The organism is Oceanobacillus indicireducens, from assembly GCF_014647195.1.
Taxonomy (GTDB): domain Bacteria; phylum Bacillota; class Bacilli; order Bacillales; family Amphibacillaceae; genus Oceanobacillus; species Oceanobacillus indicireducens.
This window is the reverse complement of sequence record NZ_BMOS01000014.1, coordinates 54,283-73,524: the sequence shown is the minus strand read 5'-3', so window position 1 is coordinate 73,524 and position 19,242 is coordinate 54,283. Positions and strand designations below refer to the sequence as shown.

Genomic DNA, 19,242 nt, shown 5'->3' with positions numbered 1-19,242 from the left:
TATTCTCGGTATGGTGAACTGGACATATAAATGGTACCAGCGAAATGGATTTTTTCTTGATTCTTCATGCTGTCACTCGGAATGGGCATATAGGAGATGGGACTTCCTAGAGGAGTATTTTTTTACCAGGATACCGACCAACCAGTCGGTCTTGATTTTCATAAGTTAAACAAGGGGGAATAGGCGGATGAACTTTGAATTAACAAAGGAACAAGAGATGATTAGGAAAATGGTGAGAGATTTTGCGGAAGAAGTAATTCGACCACGGGCGATTGAAATTGACACGAAGGCGGAATTCCCAGAAGATATATTTAAGCAGATTGGTGAATTAGGGTTACTTGGACTTCCATTTCCGGAAGAGTATGGTGGTTCTGGCGGAGATACGGTTTCTTATGCTCTTGCAGTGGAGGAAATTGGCCGGGTATGCGGCAGTACGGGGCTTAGTTATGCTGCAGCAGTCTCACTAGGTGCAAGCCCGCTTTATTATTTTGGCACAGATGAGCAGAAAGAGAAATTTTTAAAACCTTTAGCGGAAGGAAAGGCGCTCGGCTCCTTTGGACTTACGGAACCGAATGCGGGATCGGATGCAGGTGGTACAATGACGACCGCCGTGCTGGAAGGTGACAACTATGTTATTAATGGGGAAAAATGCTTTATAACGAATGCAAGCTTTGCAAAGCTTTTAATCGTTACTGCGGTGACTGGCAAGGATGAGAATGGGAAGAAACTTATTTCCTCGATTATTGTGCCAACAGACACTGCCGGCGTTACAATTACGAGCAATTACGATAAGATGGGTGTCAGAGGTTCGGATACCGCTGAAATTGTCCTTGATCATGTCATCGTCCCGAAAGAGAATGTCCTTGGTGAAGTAAACAAAGGATTCAAGCAATTCCTCTCAACGCTGGATGGAGGAAGAATATCGATTGGCGCACTAGGTGTCGGGATAGCCCAAGGTTCTTTAGATAAAGCACTCGAGTATGCAAAGGAAAGAAAGCAGTTTGGCCAATCCCTATCTAAATTTCAAGCGATTCAATTTAAGCTGGCAGATATGGCGATGGAAGTTGAACTAGCGAGAACGATGGTTCATAAAGCTGCTTGGCTTAAAGATCAAGATAAGCCATTTGGTAAGGAGGCAGCTTTTGCGAAATTATATGCTTCAGAAACTGCAGTTCGCACGGCTGATCAGGCAATCCAAATTCATGGCGGATATGGCTATATGAGGGAATATGAAGTAGAGCGCTATCTACGTGATGCTAAACTTTTAGAAATCGGTGAAGGTACTTCCGAAGTTCAACGTCTTGTTATTGCAAGATATCTAGGATGCTAGGATAACCGTTGAGATCAGTAATCTAATAGAGGGGGCAGCCAATGATTAAGAGAATACTAATTGCAAATCGAGGGGAGATTGCATCTCGGATTATTCGGACCTGTAAACGTCTTGGTATTACATCCATTGCTGTTTATTCAGAGGCGGATAAAGAAGCACCGTTCGTAAAAGCGGCAGACGAAGCTTATTTGTTAGGAGCTTCTCAAGTTAATGAAAGTTATATGAATATGGATAAGATTTTCGATGTTGCTAAAAAGGTCGCAGCCGATGCTATTCACCCGGGTTATGGTTTTTTTAGTGAGAATGCCGTATTTAGACAACGATGTGAAAAAGAAGGGATTCGTTTTATCGGTCCTAAAAGTGAAGTTATTCAACAAATGGGGGATAAAATAAATGCCCGGAATGCAATGATTGCGGCAAACGTACCTGTTGTACCAGGAACAGAAAAGGCAATTACCGATGTAGAACAAGCGGTAGAGTTTGCCAAGGAAATTGGTTATCCAATTATGCTGAAAGCTGCTGCAGGCGGCGGTGGAATCGGGATGCAAGTCGTCCGGGAAGAGGAAGAACTTAGAAAAGTATTTACAAGTAATTCCGAACGTGCATTGAATTTTTTTGGTAACGGTTCCATGTTTTTGGAAAGAAAAATAGAAAATGCGCACCATATTGAAATACAAATTCTTGCAGATGAGTATGGAAATGCTGTCCACTTATTTGACCGGGAATGCTCGATTCAGCGGCGTAATCAGAAGGTGATTGAAGAAGCTCCATCACCATTTATTTCAGAGAAAACGCGAAAAAAGATGGGAGAAACTGGCGTCCAGGCAGCGAAAGCAATTTCTTATACGAATGCGGGAACGATTGAATTTCTTGTGGATGAAGAAGAGAACTATTACTTTTTGGAAATGAATACAAGGATTCAAGTCGAGCACCCTGTAACAGAGGAAATAACAGGCATCGACATGATTGAAATGCAGATCCGGATTGCAAATGGAGAAGAGCTTCCGTTTAAACAAGAGGAAATTAAACGGAATGGACACGCAATAGAAACAAGAATTTATGCGGAAGACCCGGTACGATTTTTCCCTTCCCCAGGTACCATAACAAGCGTGAATTTACCTGAGGGAAAAGGAATCCGCCATGATATTGCTTTTACCGAAAATTATCAAGTAACCCCTTTTTACGATCCAATGATTGGTAAATTGATTGTAAAGGGAGAGACACGGAAAGAAGCTGTTGAGCGTTTGGAACAGGCATTGGCAAATTATCGGATTGATGGGATCAAAACGAATCTGCCAATGCTAGAGAAATCTGTAGCGGTTCCTCAATTTAAACAAGGAAATACAACGACTAATTTTGTGGATAATTATTATATCCCATTAATCCAAAAATCGTAGGGAGGAACAATTATGGAAAAAATAGTTGCAAGTATGGCAGGTAATGTATGGAAAATTGTTAAGAACGAAGGGGATGTTGTTAGCTCTGGAGAGGATGTCGTTATCTTGGAATCAATGAAGATGGAGATCCCGATTCCAGCTGAAGCTGATGGCGTAATCAAAGAATTGAAAGTCGCTGAAGGGGACTTTGTTAATGAAGGAGACGAAATTGCAATTATCGAATAATCAGGGAGAAAAGGGGGCAACGGGATGATTGAAGTTCATATAGAAAATCATGTATCAACCATTACTTTAAATCGACCTGAGGCAGCGAATGCAATGTCCACCGAGTTGTTAAATGAACTAAATCAAGTACTCGATTCAGTTGATGCAAATGAGGAAAGCTTTTGTACGGTTATTACTGGCAAGGGAGAGAAAGCTTTTTGTGCGGGGGCCGATCTTAAAGAACGGAAAACGATGACTGATCGGGAAGTCGTTCAGGCAGTTCGCTATATCGGTAAAACAGTGAACCGAGTTGAAAGCATGCGCATGCCGGTAATTGCAGCACTCAATGGTGTCGCATTTGGTGGTGGTCTTGAGCTGGCTCTTGCTTGTGACCTGCGCTTAGCTGCAGAACATGTGAAGCTTGGGCTTACAGAGACATCATTAGCAATTATTCCAGGAGCGGGCGGGACACAGCGATTGCCGCGCTTAATTGGGTCCGGCAAGGCAAAGCGTCTCATCTATACCGCTCAATCAATTACTGCCCATGAAGCGGAAAAGCTCGGTATTTTAGATGAGGTAGTTTCGAGCTCGGAATTAATAAACGAGTCTAGGGAAATTGCGGAAAGAATTACTGCCAATGGTCCAGTAGCTTTGGAACAGGCAAAGCTTGCAATTAATCGTGGGGCGGAAACGGATCTCGTAACAGGACTTGAAATCGAGCATCTTGCTTATCAGAAAACGATACCGACTCAGGACCGGAAAGAAGGCTTGCAAGCATTCAGTGAAAAGCGGAAACCGATTTATAAAGGGGAATAGTTGGGGGGAGGACTAGAACATGTCATTTATTGAGGAACTAGAACAACGGGTAGAAACGATTAAACAAGGTGGGAAAGAAAAATATCACCTAGCAAACACAGAAAAGGGGAAATTGTTTGTACGGAAACGTTTAGAGCTTTTATTTGATGAAGATTTAGATATAGAAGATGCTTTTTTCGCCAACTGTATGGCCGGAGATTTACCTTCTGATGGAGTAGTTACAGGGATTGGCAAAATCAATGGTCAAAATGTTTGTGTGATGGCCAATGATTCGACTGTTAAGGCTGGATCATGGGGGAAACGGACCGTTGAGAAAATACTTCGGATTCAAGAAACAGCACTTAACTTGGAAATTCCGATTATTTACCTTGTTGATTCCGCCGGTGCAAGAATCACCGACCAAATCGAGATGTTCCCTGGTAGAAGAGGGGCGGGCAGGATATTCCATAACCAAATAAAACTATCTGGAAGGGTGCCACAGCTTTGTTTATTATTCGGCCCATCTGCAGCAGGAGGAGCATATATTCCAGCTTTTTGTGACGTTGTAGTAATGGTCGAAGGTAATGCATCGATGTATCTTGGCTCGCCGAGAATGGCGGAGAAGGTAATCGGTGAAAAAGTGTCTTTAGAGGAAATGGGTGGTGCAAGAATGCATTGTACCGTTTCCGGTGTCGGTGACGTCCTTGTGAAAACGGAAGAAGAAGCAATAGCTTATGCAAGAAAATATCTTGGCTATTTCCCGCCGAACTTTAGGAATAAGCCTCCTGAGTCAGCTCAGAAAGCCGTGAAAGCGTCGGATAAGACGATAACAGAAATTGTTCCGGAAAATCAGAATGCGGCTTTTAATATGATTGAATTAATTGAACAGGTAATCGATGAAGACAGTTTAGTTGAAGTAAAGAAAGAATTTGCGAAAGAATTGATTACCGGCTTAGCGCGGATTAATGGCCGAAGTGTAGGGATTATTGCGAATCAGCCTCGTGTAAAAGGGGGTGTCCTTTTCACAGATTCCGCGGATAAAGCTGCGAAATTCATCCAGCTTTGTAATGCATTTAATATTCCACTTCTTTTCTTGACAGATGTTCCAGGTTTTATGATTGGTACAAAAGTTGAAAGAGAAGGGATTATCCGTCATGGTGCAAAAATGCTCGCGAGTATGAGTGAAGCTACGGTACCTAAAATTTCTGTTATCGTGAGGAAAGCATACGGTGCAGGTCTATACGCGATGGCAGGACCAGCTTTTGAACCAGACTCGGTACTTGCATTCCCAAATGCCCAAATTGCTGTCATGGGCCCTGAGGCAGCAGTGAATGCGGTATACGCAAAAAGAATCGCTGAGTTGCCTGAGGAAGAAAGAAATGCGTTTATTAAAGAGAAGCAGGACGCCTATAAGGATGAAATTGATATTTATCGTTTAGCATCAGAAATGGTTGTTGATGATATCATTCATCCGGACCGCTTACGGGAAGAGCTTATTAAACGATACGAAATCTATGAAGATAAGAATCTTACCTTCACAGAAAGAAAGCACGGTGTTTATCCAGTCTAATTTTATAGCATTAGAAGAGCCTTGACTGCAAAACAGTTAAGGCTCTCTTTTCTGTGTATTTAAAAAATGGGACAAATGCTCTGACCCCAGTTTTCAATTTACGATAACTTTATTATGTTAACTAAGGGGGAGCGGTAGAAATATAGGTGATTTTTACGTATAATAGATTATTTAACTTGAAAGGCTATATATACCAAGCTCCTGGGGCTGTAAAGTATCATTTAGCCCCAGGTTTAGCCCCATTCAATACGTCGATGAATGTAGAAACAGCTTTATCTTCTAGTTCTTTAAATGAATGGGAGTACACTTTATAAATCATTTCCACGGTGTTTCCTAGACGATCCGCAATTGTTTTTGGAGGTACACCATTATTGATTAAGATAGTTGCGTGTGTATGTCTTAGTCCGTGTGGTGTTATTCTCCTAACGTTAATTTCATCTTTCTTCATATATTTGTAAATAGCATCAAATGCTTGAGGAACGGAGTTGGTATTAGCGGGCGTTGCCCCTAAACGAGTAATAAAAATAAAATCTTTTTCTTTGTCTAACTTCATACCATATTTAAATTTTGTTTTAATACACCATTTTTGATAAGACTCCATTTTTTTTATAACCATATCATCAATTGGAATTGTACGATAACTGTTTTTTGTTTTCGGTGTACGCTCTCCAAAATGATCTCTAGTTCGTCTAACGGTTAACGTTTTTTCTTTAAAATTTAAATCCTCCCATTTTAAACCATACGCTTCACCTCGACGAAGACCGGTATACGCAAGTAAGTATATGAGTGTATAATTTGTAAAATTAACATACTTTTTAGCAGAGTGCAGAAAAATATTCAATTCTTCAGGTGTTAAGAAATTATCTAGTTCCTCATCTTTTTCAATAGAAACTTTTTTAAACCTGTTACGAGGAATAATTTCGTCCTCTACAGCAGCGTTAATAGCGATGTTGAAAAGCCTATGATACAACTGAACAGAACTGGGTTGGTATTTCTCGAGTAAAACATTTATATATTCTCGTACATAAGTGCCCCGATCCAATTGACTTAATTTATATTTACCAAGAAGAGGCTTGATTTTATCTTTTATAATTTTCTTTCGTTGTTTTCGAGATGATATTTTCCAATTACCTTTATAAGTTTCATACCATATATCGAGCCATTGAGATACTGTAATTTGATCACTTTCTACTTTTGTATGATGGCCATCTAATAAATCGGCTTTAACTTTTAATAATGCTCTATATGCAGCTTTTTCTGTCTCAAACGAACTCTTTTTCTTCTCCCTTCTCTTTCCTGAAGTATCTTTGTATTTATGGCGATACATCCAACGTTTTTCACCATTTTTCAAAAAATAGTAATAGACCTCATCGTCAATATCGGTTTTATATAGTTTCAATATTATTCATCCCTTCATACGTGGGTAGGCGTATTATTGGGGACAAATTACTGCATCACCTCCTTAAAGTGAAACGTTTGTTCTTTTTAAGTGTAAAATTTTTTAATAAGAAGCTGTTCGGGAACACCGTATTCTTCAGTAGCTTCTTGAATGGTGACATTTTTCAATTCTTCTTGATTGTAGAACATCTCTATGGCAAATTCATGAGCCTCCGTTTCATATCTATCAGTCATGTAGTATGTATTGGCTTTCAAAAAAGCGGAATTTATCTCTGGGTGTAATGTAATATGACCGAGTTCATGCATAATGGTATAAAGTTGCTTTTTATAAGGTATATCTTCATTCACTTGAATTGTAAAAGTTCTATAGTAATTAGTGAAAAAACCATATGATCTACCTAAAGGTCTGTAAATAATCGGTATTCCCCTTATTTTAGCTATCTCAAATGGATCTGTTGTACCATACTTCTTAAATAACTGATTGACCCTCTTTTTTATTGTCACGGAATCATTCCCTTACCTGTATTTCTTAGGGGTGAATTTCTTCTTAGCTAATCTCTTGTGTAATCTTATAGCATCTCTCATCGCGGATACATACATTTCGTAGTCTTCTTTATCTGTTTCACTGGGAGTTTTCCCATCAAATGCAGCAAAACCAAAATTAGTTTCTGCATTATTAAGAATGCGTTGTAATTCTTCTTCTACTTCTTTTTCGTCTTTTTCTGTTAGATCATAGTAACGTTTTTTGTCGGTACGACCAAGAAGATAATCGGTAGAAACATCAAAATAGTCGGCTACTTTTTGCACATTTTCAATCTTGGGAGATGAATTATCCCAACGTCTTATTTGTCCATTTGAAATGCCTACTTTTCTTTCCACTTCTGCAAAAGTTACTTTTTTCTCGTTGCATAGCATTTTTATTCTTTCGACTAAACTCACTTATATCAACCTCTCGAGAGCTTATGACAAAAAATATAATATTTACGCTAATAAAGTGTTGACAATTAGCGCGAATGCTAATATACTATGTTCATAAGCTATTTGATTAGCGAAAAAAGACAATAAAAAATACGACCTACCTAAAAACATTTTTTCGCTGGGGAGCAGATAAAATGTGATGTTACAGGCTTTTCTTAAGTCTTATTTAGCTATGCTTTTATAATAGCATACGCGCTAATTAGGGTCAATAACTTTCGCTAAAAAATTAGCTTTTGTTCTAATATGCGCTGTGATACCTAGCCAATGAAGGTATATCCTATTTCGGATTAATAGCTTAAAAAGCGGTAGCAACGCTAATACAAGGAAGTGAGGTGAAATAAGTGGAAGAACAAAAAGAAAAATCCCCAAAAGTTGCACCAACAACAAATGAGGATAATTTAGTAGTTAATAAAATGATGTTCAATGTACTAGAGAAAAAACTGGATTCATTATTGCTTGCAGATAAATACCATCGCATTTTTCATACTGCTTACATTTTATTGTTGCTAATACTTATACTGTTTCAATAATCTTTTTAATGAGTTCTTCGATAAATAATCGTATTTCATTTGCGTATGCAGATATTAATATGGTTGCTATCCATGTAAGGCAACTCAAAAGAAGTGAAGAAAATGACTTGAATTTATGGTTTAGTAGGAATCCGAATATAGAAGCAGGAAGAATAAAAAGATCTTTAGCAAAATATTTCGGATGTAGATATTTTTTAGCCCAATGCGAATTATTATCAAAAGATTCCATTAAGGAAATAAATGTATTTTTTAGTTTATCTTCGTCCGAAAAATCATCATAAGAAGGAGAGTAAAAATATAGCCCACCTATTAAATCATTACTCAAAGGGCGGTTTTGTGCAATTTGCTGAAAAACTTTCATTCTTTCTTTTTGATTATCTGCTCTGAAAAATTCTTTATAGGTTATAAGTAAGTTTTTGATTTTTATATTTTTCCATAAGAGTCCAACAGACCTCCTAGTATAGAGAAATAATAACAAAAATATTAATGCTGCTATTTTCAAGAAATCACCTCCCTTATAGGAGATTATACCAAAAAAAGGAGAATAGAGAATGTCGGATGATTTAAGTATTCGTGTAAGAAATGAACTTTACAAGAAAAAAATGAAGCATGGAGAGCTAGCAAAATTGCTAGGAATATCCGGACCATATCTTTCAGATATTTTAAGTGGGAAAAGAACAGGTCCAAAAGCACAAGAGCACATTAAACGCATTTGCGCAATTTTAAATATCAGGGGTGATTAAATGTTACCTCCAAAAGTGACAATCGAAATTGATGAAAAAGCAATTCAGGATCAGATTGAAAAGCAAATTCAGAGTCAAGTGCACCACCAACAGTTATTGGCTGACATAAATATGCTTTCGGAAATAACATGCATGTCTGTTAGGTACTTGGAAGATGAAATATTGCCTGATCCTCGGGTGAAATTGCACGAACGCAGAAGAAACCGTAAACGTTGGTGGCTGTATAAGCCAACCATTGAAGCTATAGCAAACATTGTTGATGAATGGCAATAAAGTAAAACGCGTGGGTAGGCGTTAAGAATTTTAAAAGAAAGGGAGAGGTGAATCAAAATGACACACGAAGAACTGCAATCTTATCAGGAACGATTTAACGAGATAGATAAATGTGATGAACCAATCAGAACAAGGAGATTAGGTTCGTTAATGAATGACCTGGAACTGACGTACAACATTCCTATTTTGTACGACCGAGAGTATAACGAAAAAAATGAAGAAGTAATGAATTTATATCGTGCAGTAAGCTATGCAAGAAAATTTTAAGGGAGGGATAAGTGATGGAGGTAAGAACAGGAGACGTAGTACAAACCAGTCGCGGGAATTTTTTCGAGGTAAAACCTGATGGGACTTATATCGACTTTAGTAAATCTATGCATCTAGAAAGTGCTGAATACGATTTAAAACATGGAGAAATTACAGCTGTCTATCGTCAAGTAAAGGAGGATGAAGAGAATGATTAGTAACGTACTACTTGATTATGTATGTGACGGTGACGAACACGCTAAATTGGCAAGCGTTGAGTACTCTACCGATTTACGCGAAATCGTTACAGTTGGACAAATGATAAAACATGCGAAAGGGAGTGGGAGTGAATGACTGACCAATTGCAAGTAGCCAAAGAATGGCTGGGGGATATAAACGTAATCCTTTCTAATCAAAAGACTAAAGAAGATTATGAGTACGGTAAAAAGAGGGCGGATGCGCTGGGTCACCTTATCAATCGTGTGGAGGAATTGGAAAGCGCAATTGCTACTGGACAACATGTTAGTAATCTAATGCAGAAGAAAATAGAGCGCTACAAACAGGCTTTGGAGTTTTATGCGGATGATGAGTCTTGGACTCTATATGACCATCATGGCAGGACTCAATTAGGACTTGATGGCGGTAGAAAAGCACGCCAAGCACTGAAAGGAGAATCGGAATGAACAAATGCATCGAATGCGGTAGTCCTCCGCGCAATAAACGCAGTCTGTTATGTGATGGTTGCTTTAAGAAAATATTGAAGGATAAGTGAGGTGAAGAAAATTGGCTCTTAAAGAACACTACCTCATGGAGGATTGGCAACAAATGCTGGATGAAGTAGAAAACATCATGAACACATCAATTAATGCTTTGCATATGGCTGAAAATGCGGAATTTAGTTCTAAGAGGGAAGTCATGTTGAAGCTTGAACGTTCGTTGGATACACTTCATGCTCTTAATCGCAAGAAGATTGATAGAGACATTAGCGAACAAGCTACATCTTATTTAAGAAGGCACATGTTTTGAAGGGGGGTGAACGACTTTGGAAAAACCTAAAGGAATGACCTACTCAAGAAACGCTATTTATGCAGTTTACAAGGGCGATGATTTCTTGGTTATGGGCACTCAAAAAGAATGCGCTGATGCACTAAATGTAAATCCAGAGTTTATTCATTGGATGACAACACCAACCGGGAAACGTCGTTTTGAAAGTCGGGTGGATAAATCAAAAGCACTGACTGCATTAGTTGTCGATTGGGAAAGTGAGGGGAGGTGAGTTTCATGCCAACAAATGACTTTCTGTTCGAAAAGGAATATATCATAAGACGCGTTTTACGCATTCATTTCCGAGCACAATACATTTGTGAAAAGTACCGGATTGAAATGGATGATTTAATCCAAGTCGGTAGGATTGCCCTATGGAAAGCAAGTGAAAATTTCCGACCAATGGAAGATGGCTTGTCTTTTGACAGCTATGCACATCGGATCATTCGTTTGAAATTGCTAGACTATCTAAGCTATTTAAAGCGACCAATCCGCCAGTGTGATTATAGCGAAAGTATAAATGCGGAGATAGTTGAAGGTGTAGAGATTGTAGAAACGATCCATTCTGAAATAAATCTTGAAGAGCAAGCTTTAGACAGGTTTTATTTTAAGGAAGTTTCTTCTGGATTCAATAGACAAGAAAACAATCTATTTCAACAACGAATTGCAGGCTATACCTATAAAGAAATTCAAAGCAATCTTGGTATTAAAGGTAAAAGCTTTAAGGTCCTTAGAGAAAACATGGTTGAGAAAATAAAAAACCACCAGCGCCAACTGGTGATTTAAGAAAAAATATATATTACTGACATTATAACACGAGGGGAGATTTTTTAAAATGGACGTTAATGTAAATACACATTTGAAGCAATCAGAAATCAATGGTCTTTTTAACGAAATGGAACAACTAAAAAATAAACGGAAACAGGATCTTGAGCTTATTCAAAAGAAAGAAGCAAAAATAATTGAGCACATTTTAGAACATGGAAATGTCCTTGCTTATAAAGATGATGTGCCGCATATTTTGTCAGTCGTTAATACGCATACTCGTAAATTCGATAAAGCTAAGCTTGCAGATGATACCGGTCGAACTCAAACAGAATTAAACGTGGTCGGAATTGCTGAACTTGTTGAGGATAACCAAACATCATCGGAAGAACTGGAAGACTATTTCTATGAAGAACCGAACCAGAAATTAAAAGCACGTAAAGCTAAAAAGTCAGATATGGATTTACTTCGGTCCAGTGGTCGTATATGAGTGAAAAAAGAATTGAAAATGCAATACAACGTTACCTGGACAGCTTAGGCGCTTACCACATCAAGAATCATGGTTCCATTTATAGCCGTGCTGGCACACCGGATATTACAGCATGTGTAAATGGGAAGTTCGTGGCCATTGAAGTGAAACAACCGGGTGGTGTAGTTAGTCCACTTCAGGCGGCACATATAGAGTTGATTCGTAAATCGGGAGGTGTAGCTTTTGTCGCTTACAGTCTCGAAGAAGCGAAGGAAAATCTTAAGGAATTCCGTGTTATATGATTTTCAGAAAAACTTACTCAATAAAATCGATCCAAACTATCTGATTGCTGCAGATACCGGTACTGGAAAAACCATGATGGCTATTCATCATTACATCAGACATTCAAATGGTGAACCGTTATTGATAGTGGCTCCTCCACAAAAGATAAATGAAGGTGGCTGGGATCGTGAAATTGATTTTGTTTCCAATCATTATGGTATCGACATTGAGTATGAGTCATTAAGCTACGGTGTCCTTGCTAGGCGCTGGAAAGAGTTCGCTGGCTGGTTTGTTGTCTATGATGAGTGCCATTACATTAAGAACCCAACAAGTCAACGCGGTAAGGCAGGGATTAAGCTTTCACAGGCAAGTACTAACTTCTTACTGTTAAGTGCTACCCCAAGTTCTAACGGTTGGGAAGATACAATTGCTTACATGATCATGTTCGGCCATTACAAGAATAAAACACAGTTTCTTAAAAAACATGCAGTATATGAGGACAAATTCTTTGGCAACCGAAGATTTAAAGCAGTGGTCGATTTCACAGAAAAGGACAAGCTAAACAAACTCTATCAGTCTTTTTCTATCAGACTAGCAAAAGAAGAGTGCCTTGATCTACCTGGAATACATCACGAACCAATAGAGTTTAAGAAGTCGACAGAATATAACAAGATTCATAAAGATAGAGTCCTGGAAGTGGATGGTGAACTAGAACTTTATGACACGGTCCAGAAACTTCAATATGGCTTACGGTACTATGCCAATCAAAAGGATAAGCTGAAATATACGGAAATGCTGGCAGAAGGTACGGAAGAAAATATTATCATCTTCTACAACTTCACAAAAGAAAAGGACGAGCTTGTGAAGCTTATGAAGAAATTGAAGAAAACAGTTTATGAAGTGAGTGGCCAGAAATTCAGTCTTCCAAATGAAGAAGAAAAAGAAGGCCTGAAAAACTCTGTCACCATTGTTCAGTACCAGGCAGGTGCTGCCGCCATTGAATTACAGTATGCAAATATCGTGATTATTTACACACCAACGTACAGTTACCAGAATCACGATCAAGCATTAGGTAGGGCATACCGTAACGGTCAAACTAAAAAAGTAACTGTATATGAATATGTGACGAAAGGGTCCGTTGAAGAAGCTGTTTATGCAGCATTGAAACGGAAGGAAGATTTTACAGAAGAATTGTTTAAGAAGGAGATGAGGTTGTGAATAAAACCGTTTCAATAGATGGTCATAAATATCAAGTTACTGCAAGTCATGATCCAAACATATTGTTTCCATTCCGTTACAGAATAACGATCACTTATAAAAACGAGATTGTAAAAAGTACAATGTTCAATAATGCAGGTGCATTTCCATTGGTTAGATTGGTAGAAGAAGCAGTAAGAGGAATTCACACCGAAATCTTTAATCAAAATAAACGACTCGAAGCACAAAACCGTTTTGAAAAAGAATTCAAAGAATGGGACGGAGTGATTAATATATGAGTTCCCTTCTCCAACGCGACGAACCGAACGTAACAGAGAACCGCCATAAATATGTTGGTGGTTCCGACGTTCCGGTCATCCTTGGATTAAGTAAATTTAAAACACAGTACGAACTAGCAAGTGAAAAAGTTGGTATCACGAAATCGGATTTCCAAGGAAACGAATATACAGCTTACGGCCATGCAATGGAGCCACAGATTCGGGAGTATATCAATCTCACTACCGACTATGAATTTGTAGAAACATCTACCATCGATGAAGAAAACAGTATTCGGGCCAACACAGACGGTGTGGATTATGATGCAAAAACATTACTTGAAATAAAGACACATGGCGCTGTACCAACCATAGAAGTCTATAAAGCACAGATGCAGGCTTACATGTTTGCAAATGGCTTAGAACAAGGTGTTCTTGCACTATATGAACGGCCGGCAGATTTCAATTTGGAATTTGATGCTAAAAGATTAGACACTTCTATTATCGTAAAACGTGATGATGATTTCATAAAGAACCTACTTCATGAAATTGAACTATTTTGGAAAAGATGCGATTGGCTTTCTAACAATCGTGGTGCAAGCGAATGGGACTATAACAACTGTTTACCAGAAAATATTATTCCGGGAGGGAAAAGGCCGATGGCTACAGAGTTAGAAGTAAAAACGGTCAAATTTGAACCAGCTGTCATTGAATTTAACTATGAAGAGATTGAAAAGCAACTTGAAGAAAATCTTAAAAAGTATGAGGGTTTAACCTTCACAGAAAAAGAAGCGAAGGAATGCAACAAGGTCATTGCTGATTTACGAAAAGGCAAGCGCTTAGTTGATCAGTACCGGGTCAAAACGAAGAAACAACTGACAGAACCAATTAAAGAGTTTGAAGCACTGACTAAAAAATTGAATGAAAAGTTTGATTCTGTCATTGATCCTCTTCTGGAACAGTCAAAAGATTTTGATGAGAAACAACGTGAGGAGAAACGGATCAAGGTGGAGGGTATTCGTAATCAAGTCATCGACGATTTACAGCTTGCGGATGAGATTGCGGACCAACTTGTGATTGAAGATCGTTTCCTTAACAAATCTACTACTCTTAAATCGATTGAAGAGGAGTTACACGAGCAGGCGAATGCAATCATTGCCCAAAAGCTAACGGAAGAAACACAAAAAGAACTTATTAAGCAACATGTAGAAATTACCAATTTAAAGCTGGGTACCGAACTCTTAGAAAGTAGTTATATACATTTAATTGGTCATAAAGAAAATGATGAGATTAAACAGATCATTGAAGATGATGCAAAGAATGCCATTAACCAGTTAGAGCAAAAGCGAGAAAAAGAATTAAAAGAAAAACGGATGGCTGGTGCCGAGAAAATGCACAACGAGTTCAAGCAAGAAATTAAACCACCAACAGAGGATGAAGAGCAATTCATTGAGGTTTATGAAGTGGTTGGAACGGAATCACAGCTTGATGCATTGGAAGCTTTTATGAAGCAAAACAATATGACTTTCAAAATTGTTGAGGAGGAAAAATAATATGTCAATTTTGCCGAAGAATGAAAGGAAAGTAGCAAAAGAAACGCCGCGTAACTTTGTGATCTTTGGGGGGACCATGCATGGTAAAACCTACTTTGCAGATGAGTTTCCGAATCCATTAAACATGAACACCGATGGAAATGCTGAAATGATTGAAACACCGTCTATCAATATTCGCAACGAACGAAATGCAAAAGGGGAAATCACCAAACCAGCAAGTGAAATCTTGATTCAGGCTATCACCGAACTTGAAGCAGGTAACCATACATTCGAAACCATAGTAATTGATGTGATTGATGATGTAGTTACTCTATTTGAACAAGAAATAATTGAAGAACATGGAGTTAAAAACATTGGTGATATTGGCTGGGGGAAAGGCCACCAAACACATGAAATGATGGTCCGGGTCCTGGTTATGAGATTGAAAGAATTGACCATGAAAACAGGGATGAATGTCCTCTACTTATCAAGGGTCAATGTCATTACAGAAAATGACGTGGAGCGTTATGTGCCGTCTCTAAAATTAAAATGGTTGAATATTGTCAATGGAAATAGTGATTACACTATTCTATGCCGCAAGGTTGGAAAAAACTATATTCGTAGAGTTGATTCGAAACGGAAGAATTACACTCGGGACAAAGTAGACGATGAGCGCATTGCTAAATTACTTGATACGGTGTCCGGTGCTTATGATCGTTCCCAAAAAACTTCTAAGAAAGAACAAGATGCCATTGTGAAGGAAGAGGAAAAACAGCAGGAAGTGGAGCGTGCTTTGAAACAGCAGGAACGTGCACAAGCGGTAGAAGATACCAACACCAAGAAAGAAGATTCTAAGCCTGAGGGAGATAAATCGACTGAACCAGAAAAAGAGGACAAAAAAGAAGACAATCCATCCCCACGTCGCAGACGTAGAAGAGTGGCTACTGAATAAATGCACTGCCCTTATTGTAATCAGCAAGCAGAATTTCTTTCCAGTAAAGACTTCTATGGTCAAGATTATGGGACTAATCTCTACGTATGCCGCCCTTGTGATGCAAGGGTAGGCACGCATGGAAAAGGAAAAACACCTTTAGGGACAATGGCCAACGGCAAACTAAGAGAACTTAGAATGAAATGTCATAAATATTTTGACCGTAAATGGAAGTCTGGTGAAATGAGCCGGGGAAAGGCTTATAAATGGCTCCAAGAAGCCATGAACTTATCGGAAAAAGATGCTCATATTGGAACGTTTAATGAGCACCAATGTAAAGAATTACTACAAATATTAAATATAAATGAGGAGCGATCAGATATGAGTTTAATGGATGCAGCAGCAAAAATTTTAGCAGAAGGTTTTGACGTAAAGAAAGGTGCAGTTAGTGACTTTGAAGAACTACCAGAAGGAACATATGAAGCAATGCTTGAGAATGTTGAATGGAGAACTAATGACAGTGGATTCGAATGGTTATCTCTTCAGTTTGAGATTCTTTCAGAAGGCTATGAAGGCCGTAAATACTTTGGGATGATTTCCTTCCACAATGAACGTTTCATGAACATGAATATCAAGCTAGCACTACGTGTAGCTGGTGCATTAGGAGTTGAATTGAATCCAGAGGATTTTGAAACACCAGAAACTAGTTTAGTTGATGCTTTCGAGAATGGTGTGGGAATAGAGGTAGACCTTACGTTAACCAACTGGGAAAACAAAAAAACAGGGAAACGCGGTCAAAACTTCATTTGTGACGAACCGCAGTTTGAGTAAGTCATGTTTACTTTTTATAAAGTAACTGCTTCTAGCTACAATGATTGGTCAGCGGTGTTTATGAAAGATGATGAAATAACAACAATTATAGACAAGGGCGCTTTAGAGCGCCTTTTGTCTCAAACATACTTCCTGGTTGGTTATAACAATTACAGCATGGATGATAAGTTGCTTGCTAGTATTTTAAAGGGCATGGATCCATACGATTCGTTACAAAAAATAATAGGTAAGAAACGCTTCACTTTAAATCTACAAAATCCAATCAGTATCGACTTAAAACAAGAGCTTCCCGATTTGGATTTAAAAGAAATTCAAGCTAATTTATCTTATGACATTACCAATACAGATATTGAGACAGATTTGAAAACCATGCAATTTATCTTTAGTGAACGAGAAGATTATTTTACGAGTAAATTCGAGGTAGTAAAAGAATTTAAACTTCCGGCATCATCTTTAAAAAAGACTCGAGTTAATTTAGCTAGTGATGTTTTAAAATCACGAAAAGGTAAAGATGCGGATCGGTTGAAACTCACCTTTGATAAACAGCTCACTGTGACTGAACTTCCCAAACCTGTTATTGATTTTTATCAAGATATACAGAAACAGTTCCGGGGTGGTCGGGATTTTAAAGATTTGGAGAAACAGAAGTTCACCTTTAAGTTAGCTGGATTAGATCATATTTATGGGTTTGGAGGTTTACACGCAGCTAAAAATAATTATGCTTCAGAAGGTCATTTCATGCAGATTGATGTGAAGTCCTATTATCCTTCTTTGATATTAAACAACGGCTTTTTAACAGGGGAGGCGCTCGGGCGATATAAAGCGATATATAGCACCAGAAGGGAATTACAAAACCAGGAGGACAACAAGGAACAGGCATACAAGTTGATTACGAACATTGTCTATGGGGGATTAAAATCAAAGTGGACAAATCTTTATAATCCTCAAGCTGCTAATAATGTAGTAGTTAATGGTCAATTGATTCTAACCCATTTGATACTTCTCCTGGAGAATTTTTGTGAACTCATCCAAACGAATACGGATGGACTTATTATCAAGTACGAGCCAGTAATGAAAGAATCTATTTTAAAAATCGTGAAATTATTTGAGCAGCACTATTCGCTAGAATTCGAGATTGATTACATTAAACAAATTGCCCAGCGCGATGTAAACAATTATGTAATTAAATATGACGATGACACGTTACACGCTCGTGGCCGGTTTGCGAACCATGAAGGTGGGAACTATGAGCGAAATAGCTTAACGATTATTGATAAGGCATTAGTTGATTACTATATGGACGGAATTAAGCCAAATAGGACGGTTTTAAACGAGTGGAGGGCTAATAGACTTGAACGGTTCCAAAACGTCGTGAGAGCCGGTAAATTTGACGGAATGGCACACGAAATGAAAGAAGATACGTTGCTTGAAGGGACATATACAAGTCATTTTGAAAAGCTTCCAGACGTGAATCGCGTGTTTGCTTCCAGGGATAAATATGCCGGATCCATTTATAAAACAAAAAAAGGCGCGGAAACCAAATATACAAAAGTGCCTTATACATCGGAGAATTGCTTGGTTTGGAATGAATCACTAGACAAATTAAACAAACGGCACATTGATTTAAATTGGTACATTAAAGAAATTGAAGGGTGGATATTTTAGATGCGGAAATTCACCAAAGGAGAAAAGTATAGGCCAATTGTGAAGGTCGATAAAGTGAAGAAACATGTTCCAACTGTTATTTATGTATCTGGTAGGCGTTATGTACTTGAACATAGTAATCAATGGAAGGGTGGAGGGAAATGAAAATAACAGTAAATGAGCAACCCCAGCAATTCTGGCTAGCGATGAAAGAGTGGACACCGGCCGTCGGGCATGGCATTCAGGTAGGAGATTACCAATTTTGCGCTATCCCGATTGGTAAGGGGGACCGACTAAACGTATCCGAGGTAACGACAGGAGCTAAAATTATGATCATTCCTGTGAACATTTTTGATTATCTATTCATGTCCACGAAAGAAGGGACAATTAAATTCTTTTATGAAGTTGGTGAAAGAATTGAGGAAATTATAAGGAAGCATGGCACATTTGGTGAAGAACTGGAAAAAATACGGAAAGTTGTACAGGATCGGCTGGGAGAAATGCCGGAAATTATAAATGTTGAGTTGGAGGAATTAGAATGAGACCACTATATGTAATTGCCGAACAAGGCACAGGTAAACTTTATGCGGGAGATAAAATGGTTAGAGATTATTATACAGGTGAGAGAATGAGTGCTTGGATCACTGCTTATCCGAACAAAAAGAAACCTGCACTCTATGCATCTAAAGCAAAAGCTAAAGAGCGATTAGAGTATCTTAGTCCTTATTTTTATGTGAGAAGAGCCAGAGGTAGAGAATTGAAGTGGGCAACACCAGAACAACTTTCAGGACCGAAGGGAGACTAACCA

Annotated in this window: 30 protein-coding genes; 26 read left to right on the top strand and 4 right to left on the bottom strand. The window is 38.4% G+C overall.

Going from position 1 to position 19,242, the window contains the following annotated elements; all coding sequences use genetic code 11:
• Window positions 1–187: 187 nt before the first annotated feature.
• Genes IEX94_RS11330 through IEX94_RS11310 form a run of 5 tightly spaced genes read left to right on the top strand, consistent with a single transcriptional unit; the run spans window position 188 to window position 5,296 of the window.
• On the top strand, window positions 188–1,330 hold the full coding sequence (locus IEX94_RS11330; RefSeq protein ID WP_188857454.1) for an acyl-CoA dehydrogenase family protein: 1,143 nt from the start codon (window positions 188–190) through the stop codon (window positions 1,328–1,330).
• A gap of 41 nt (window positions 1,331–1,371) precedes the next feature.
• A complete protein-coding gene (locus IEX94_RS11325; protein WP_188857445.1) occupies window positions 1,372–2,727 on the top strand; it encodes an acetyl-CoA carboxylase biotin carboxylase subunit in 1,356 nt (451 codons plus the stop codon).
• A 12-nt stretch (window positions 2,728–2,739) separates the two neighbouring features.
• Complete coding sequence (locus IEX94_RS11320; protein ID WP_188857442.1) at window positions 2,740–2,952, top strand: acetyl-CoA carboxylase biotin carboxyl carrier protein subunit; 213 nt, start codon at window positions 2,740–2,742, stop codon at window positions 2,950–2,952.
• Between the two features lie 24 nt (window positions 2,953–2,976).
• Window positions 2,977–3,747, top strand: coding sequence for an enoyl-CoA hydratase (locus IEX94_RS11315; RefSeq protein ID WP_188857440.1), 771 nt, complete (start codon window positions 2,977–2,979; stop codon window positions 3,745–3,747).
• 19 nt (window positions 3,748–3,766) lie between these two features.
• Window positions 3,767–5,296 (top strand): acyl-CoA carboxylase subunit beta, encoded by a 1,530-nt coding sequence (locus IEX94_RS11310; protein WP_188857439.1) that lies wholly within the window; start codon window positions 3,767–3,769, stop codon window positions 5,294–5,296.
• A gap of 217 nt (window positions 5,297–5,513) precedes the next feature.
• Here IEX94_RS11310 and IEX94_RS11305 read toward each other — a convergent pair whose 3' ends face one another.
• From IEX94_RS11305 to IEX94_RS11295, 3 genes are all read right to left on the bottom strand, one after another.
• A complete protein-coding gene (locus IEX94_RS11305; RefSeq protein WP_308425595.1) occupies window positions 5,514–6,695 on the bottom strand; it encodes a site-specific integrase in 1,182 nt (393 codons plus the stop codon).
• 86 nt (window positions 6,696–6,781) lie between these two features.
• On the bottom strand, window positions 6,782–7,198 hold the full coding sequence (locus IEX94_RS11300; protein ID WP_188857438.1) for an ImmA/IrrE family metallo-endopeptidase: 417 nt from the start codon (window positions 7,196–7,198) through the stop codon (window positions 6,782–6,784).
• A 12-nt stretch (window positions 7,199–7,210) separates the two neighbouring features.
• Window positions 7,211–7,633 carry a helix-turn-helix domain-containing protein gene (locus IEX94_RS11295; protein WP_229782684.1) on the bottom strand — a complete coding sequence of 141 codons (423 nt, stop codon included), beginning with the start codon at window positions 7,631–7,633 and terminating at the stop codon, window positions 7,211–7,213.
• Window positions 7,634–8,013: 380 nt separating this feature from the next.
• Between IEX94_RS11295 and IEX94_RS11290 the strand changes: the two genes are divergently transcribed.
• The gene (locus IEX94_RS11290) at window positions 8,014–8,202 is read left to right on the top strand and encodes a hypothetical protein (RefSeq protein ID WP_188857437.1); all 189 of its coding nucleotides are present in this window, start codon (window positions 8,014–8,016) and stop codon (window positions 8,200–8,202) included.
• Here the strand turns inward: IEX94_RS11290 and IEX94_RS11285 are convergent.
• Window positions 8,186–8,704 carry a hypothetical protein gene (locus tag IEX94_RS11285; protein ID WP_188857435.1) on the bottom strand — a complete coding sequence of 173 codons (519 nt, stop codon included), beginning with the start codon at window positions 8,702–8,704 and terminating at the stop codon, window positions 8,186–8,188. The genes IEX94_RS11290 and IEX94_RS11285 overlap by 17 nt on opposite strands.
• Before the next feature lie 49 nt (window positions 8,705–8,753).
• Between IEX94_RS11285 and IEX94_RS11280 the strand changes: the two genes are divergently transcribed.
• From IEX94_RS11280 to IEX94_RS11185, 20 genes are all read left to right on the top strand, one after another.
• On the top strand, window positions 8,754–8,945 hold the full coding sequence (locus tag IEX94_RS11280) for a helix-turn-helix domain-containing protein (RefSeq protein WP_188857432.1): 192 nt from the start codon (window positions 8,754–8,756) through the stop codon (window positions 8,943–8,945).
• The gene (locus IEX94_RS11275) at window positions 8,946–9,218 is read left to right on the top strand and encodes a hypothetical protein (RefSeq protein WP_188857429.1); all 273 of its coding nucleotides are present in this window, start codon (window positions 8,946–8,948) and stop codon (window positions 9,216–9,218) included.
• 57 nt (window positions 9,219–9,275) lie between these two features.
• Window positions 9,276–9,485 (top strand): hypothetical protein, encoded by a 210-nt coding sequence (locus IEX94_RS11270; protein WP_188857426.1) that lies wholly within the window; start codon window positions 9,276–9,278, stop codon window positions 9,483–9,485.
• A 14-nt stretch (window positions 9,486–9,499) separates the two neighbouring features.
• On the top strand, window positions 9,500–9,682 hold the full coding sequence (locus IEX94_RS11265; protein WP_188857424.1) for a hypothetical protein: 183 nt from the start codon (window positions 9,500–9,502) through the stop codon (window positions 9,680–9,682).
• Window positions 9,675–9,818 (top strand): hypothetical protein, encoded by a 144-nt coding sequence (locus tag IEX94_RS11260; protein ID WP_188857421.1) that lies wholly within the window; start codon window positions 9,675–9,677, stop codon window positions 9,816–9,818. Before IEX94_RS11265 ends, IEX94_RS11260 begins: the two co-directional genes overlap by 8 nt.
• Complete coding sequence (locus IEX94_RS11255; RefSeq protein WP_188857418.1) at window positions 9,815–10,147, top strand: hypothetical protein; 333 nt, start codon at window positions 9,815–9,817, stop codon at window positions 10,145–10,147. The genes IEX94_RS11260 and IEX94_RS11255 overlap by 4 nt, the downstream gene beginning before the upstream one ends.
• A 100-nt stretch (window positions 10,148–10,247) precedes the next feature.
• On the top strand, window positions 10,248–10,490 hold the full coding sequence (locus IEX94_RS11250) for a hypothetical protein (RefSeq protein ID WP_229782683.1): 243 nt from the start codon (window positions 10,248–10,250) through the stop codon (window positions 10,488–10,490).
• Window positions 10,491–10,506: 16 nt separating this feature from the next.
• Window positions 10,507–10,740, top strand: a complete 234-nt coding sequence (locus IEX94_RS11245) for a hypothetical protein (protein ID WP_229782682.1) — start codon at window positions 10,507–10,509, stop codon at window positions 10,738–10,740.
• Window positions 10,741–10,745: 5 nt separating this feature from the next.
• A complete protein-coding gene (locus tag IEX94_RS11240; protein WP_188857414.1) occupies window positions 10,746–11,294 on the top strand; it encodes a sigma-70 family RNA polymerase sigma factor in 549 nt (182 codons plus the stop codon).
• Window positions 11,295–11,343: 49 nt separating this feature from the next.
• Window positions 11,344–11,763, top strand: a complete 420-nt coding sequence (locus IEX94_RS11235) for a hypothetical protein (RefSeq protein WP_188857412.1) — start codon at window positions 11,344–11,346, stop codon at window positions 11,761–11,763.
• Window positions 11,760–12,044: a VRR-NUC domain-containing protein gene (locus IEX94_RS11230; RefSeq protein ID WP_188857411.1), complete on the top strand. Its 285-nt coding sequence runs from the start codon at window positions 11,760–11,762 to the stop codon at window positions 12,042–12,044. Before IEX94_RS11235 ends, IEX94_RS11230 begins: the two co-directional genes overlap by 4 nt.
• Window positions 11,986–13,242, top strand: a complete 1,257-nt coding sequence (locus IEX94_RS11225; RefSeq protein ID WP_229782681.1) for an SNF2-related protein — start codon at window positions 11,986–11,988, stop codon at window positions 13,240–13,242. Before IEX94_RS11230 ends, IEX94_RS11225 begins: the two co-directional genes overlap by 59 nt.
• Complete coding sequence (locus tag IEX94_RS11220) at window positions 13,239–13,520, top strand: hypothetical protein (protein WP_188857410.1); 282 nt, start codon at window positions 13,239–13,241, stop codon at window positions 13,518–13,520. The genes IEX94_RS11225 and IEX94_RS11220 overlap by 4 nt, the downstream gene beginning before the upstream one ends.
• Complete coding sequence (locus IEX94_RS11215) at window positions 13,517–15,049, top strand: DUF1351 domain-containing protein (protein ID WP_188857409.1); 1,533 nt, start codon at window positions 13,517–13,519, stop codon at window positions 15,047–15,049. The genes IEX94_RS11220 and IEX94_RS11215 overlap by 4 nt, the downstream gene beginning before the upstream one ends.
• A 1-nt stretch (window position 15,050) precedes the next feature.
• Window positions 15,051–15,980, top strand: coding sequence for an AAA family ATPase (locus tag IEX94_RS11210; protein WP_188857407.1), 930 nt, complete (start codon window positions 15,051–15,053; stop codon window positions 15,978–15,980).
• Complete coding sequence (locus IEX94_RS11205; RefSeq protein WP_188857404.1) at window positions 15,981–16,790, top strand: zinc-finger-containing protein; 810 nt, start codon at window positions 15,981–15,983, stop codon at window positions 16,788–16,790.
• Window positions 16,791–16,793: 3 nt separating this feature from the next.
• Window positions 16,794–18,455 carry a DNA polymerase B gene (locus tag IEX94_RS11200; protein WP_188857400.1) on the top strand — a complete coding sequence of 554 codons (1,662 nt, stop codon included), beginning with the start codon at window positions 16,794–16,796 and terminating at the stop codon, window positions 18,453–18,455.
• Window positions 18,456–18,599 carry a hypothetical protein gene (locus IEX94_RS11195; protein WP_188857397.1) on the top strand — a complete coding sequence of 48 codons (144 nt, stop codon included), beginning with the start codon at window positions 18,456–18,458 and terminating at the stop codon, window positions 18,597–18,599.
• Entirely contained in the window at window positions 18,596–18,976 is a 381-nt protein-coding gene (locus IEX94_RS11190) for a hypothetical protein (protein ID WP_188857394.1), read from the top strand. Before IEX94_RS11195 ends, IEX94_RS11190 begins: the two co-directional genes overlap by 4 nt.
• Window positions 18,973–19,239 (top strand): hypothetical protein, encoded by a 267-nt coding sequence (locus IEX94_RS11185; protein WP_188857390.1) that lies wholly within the window; start codon window positions 18,973–18,975, stop codon window positions 19,237–19,239. The genes IEX94_RS11190 and IEX94_RS11185 overlap by 4 nt, the downstream gene beginning before the upstream one ends.
• The last annotated feature ends 3 nt before the right edge of the window (window positions 19,240–19,242 follow it).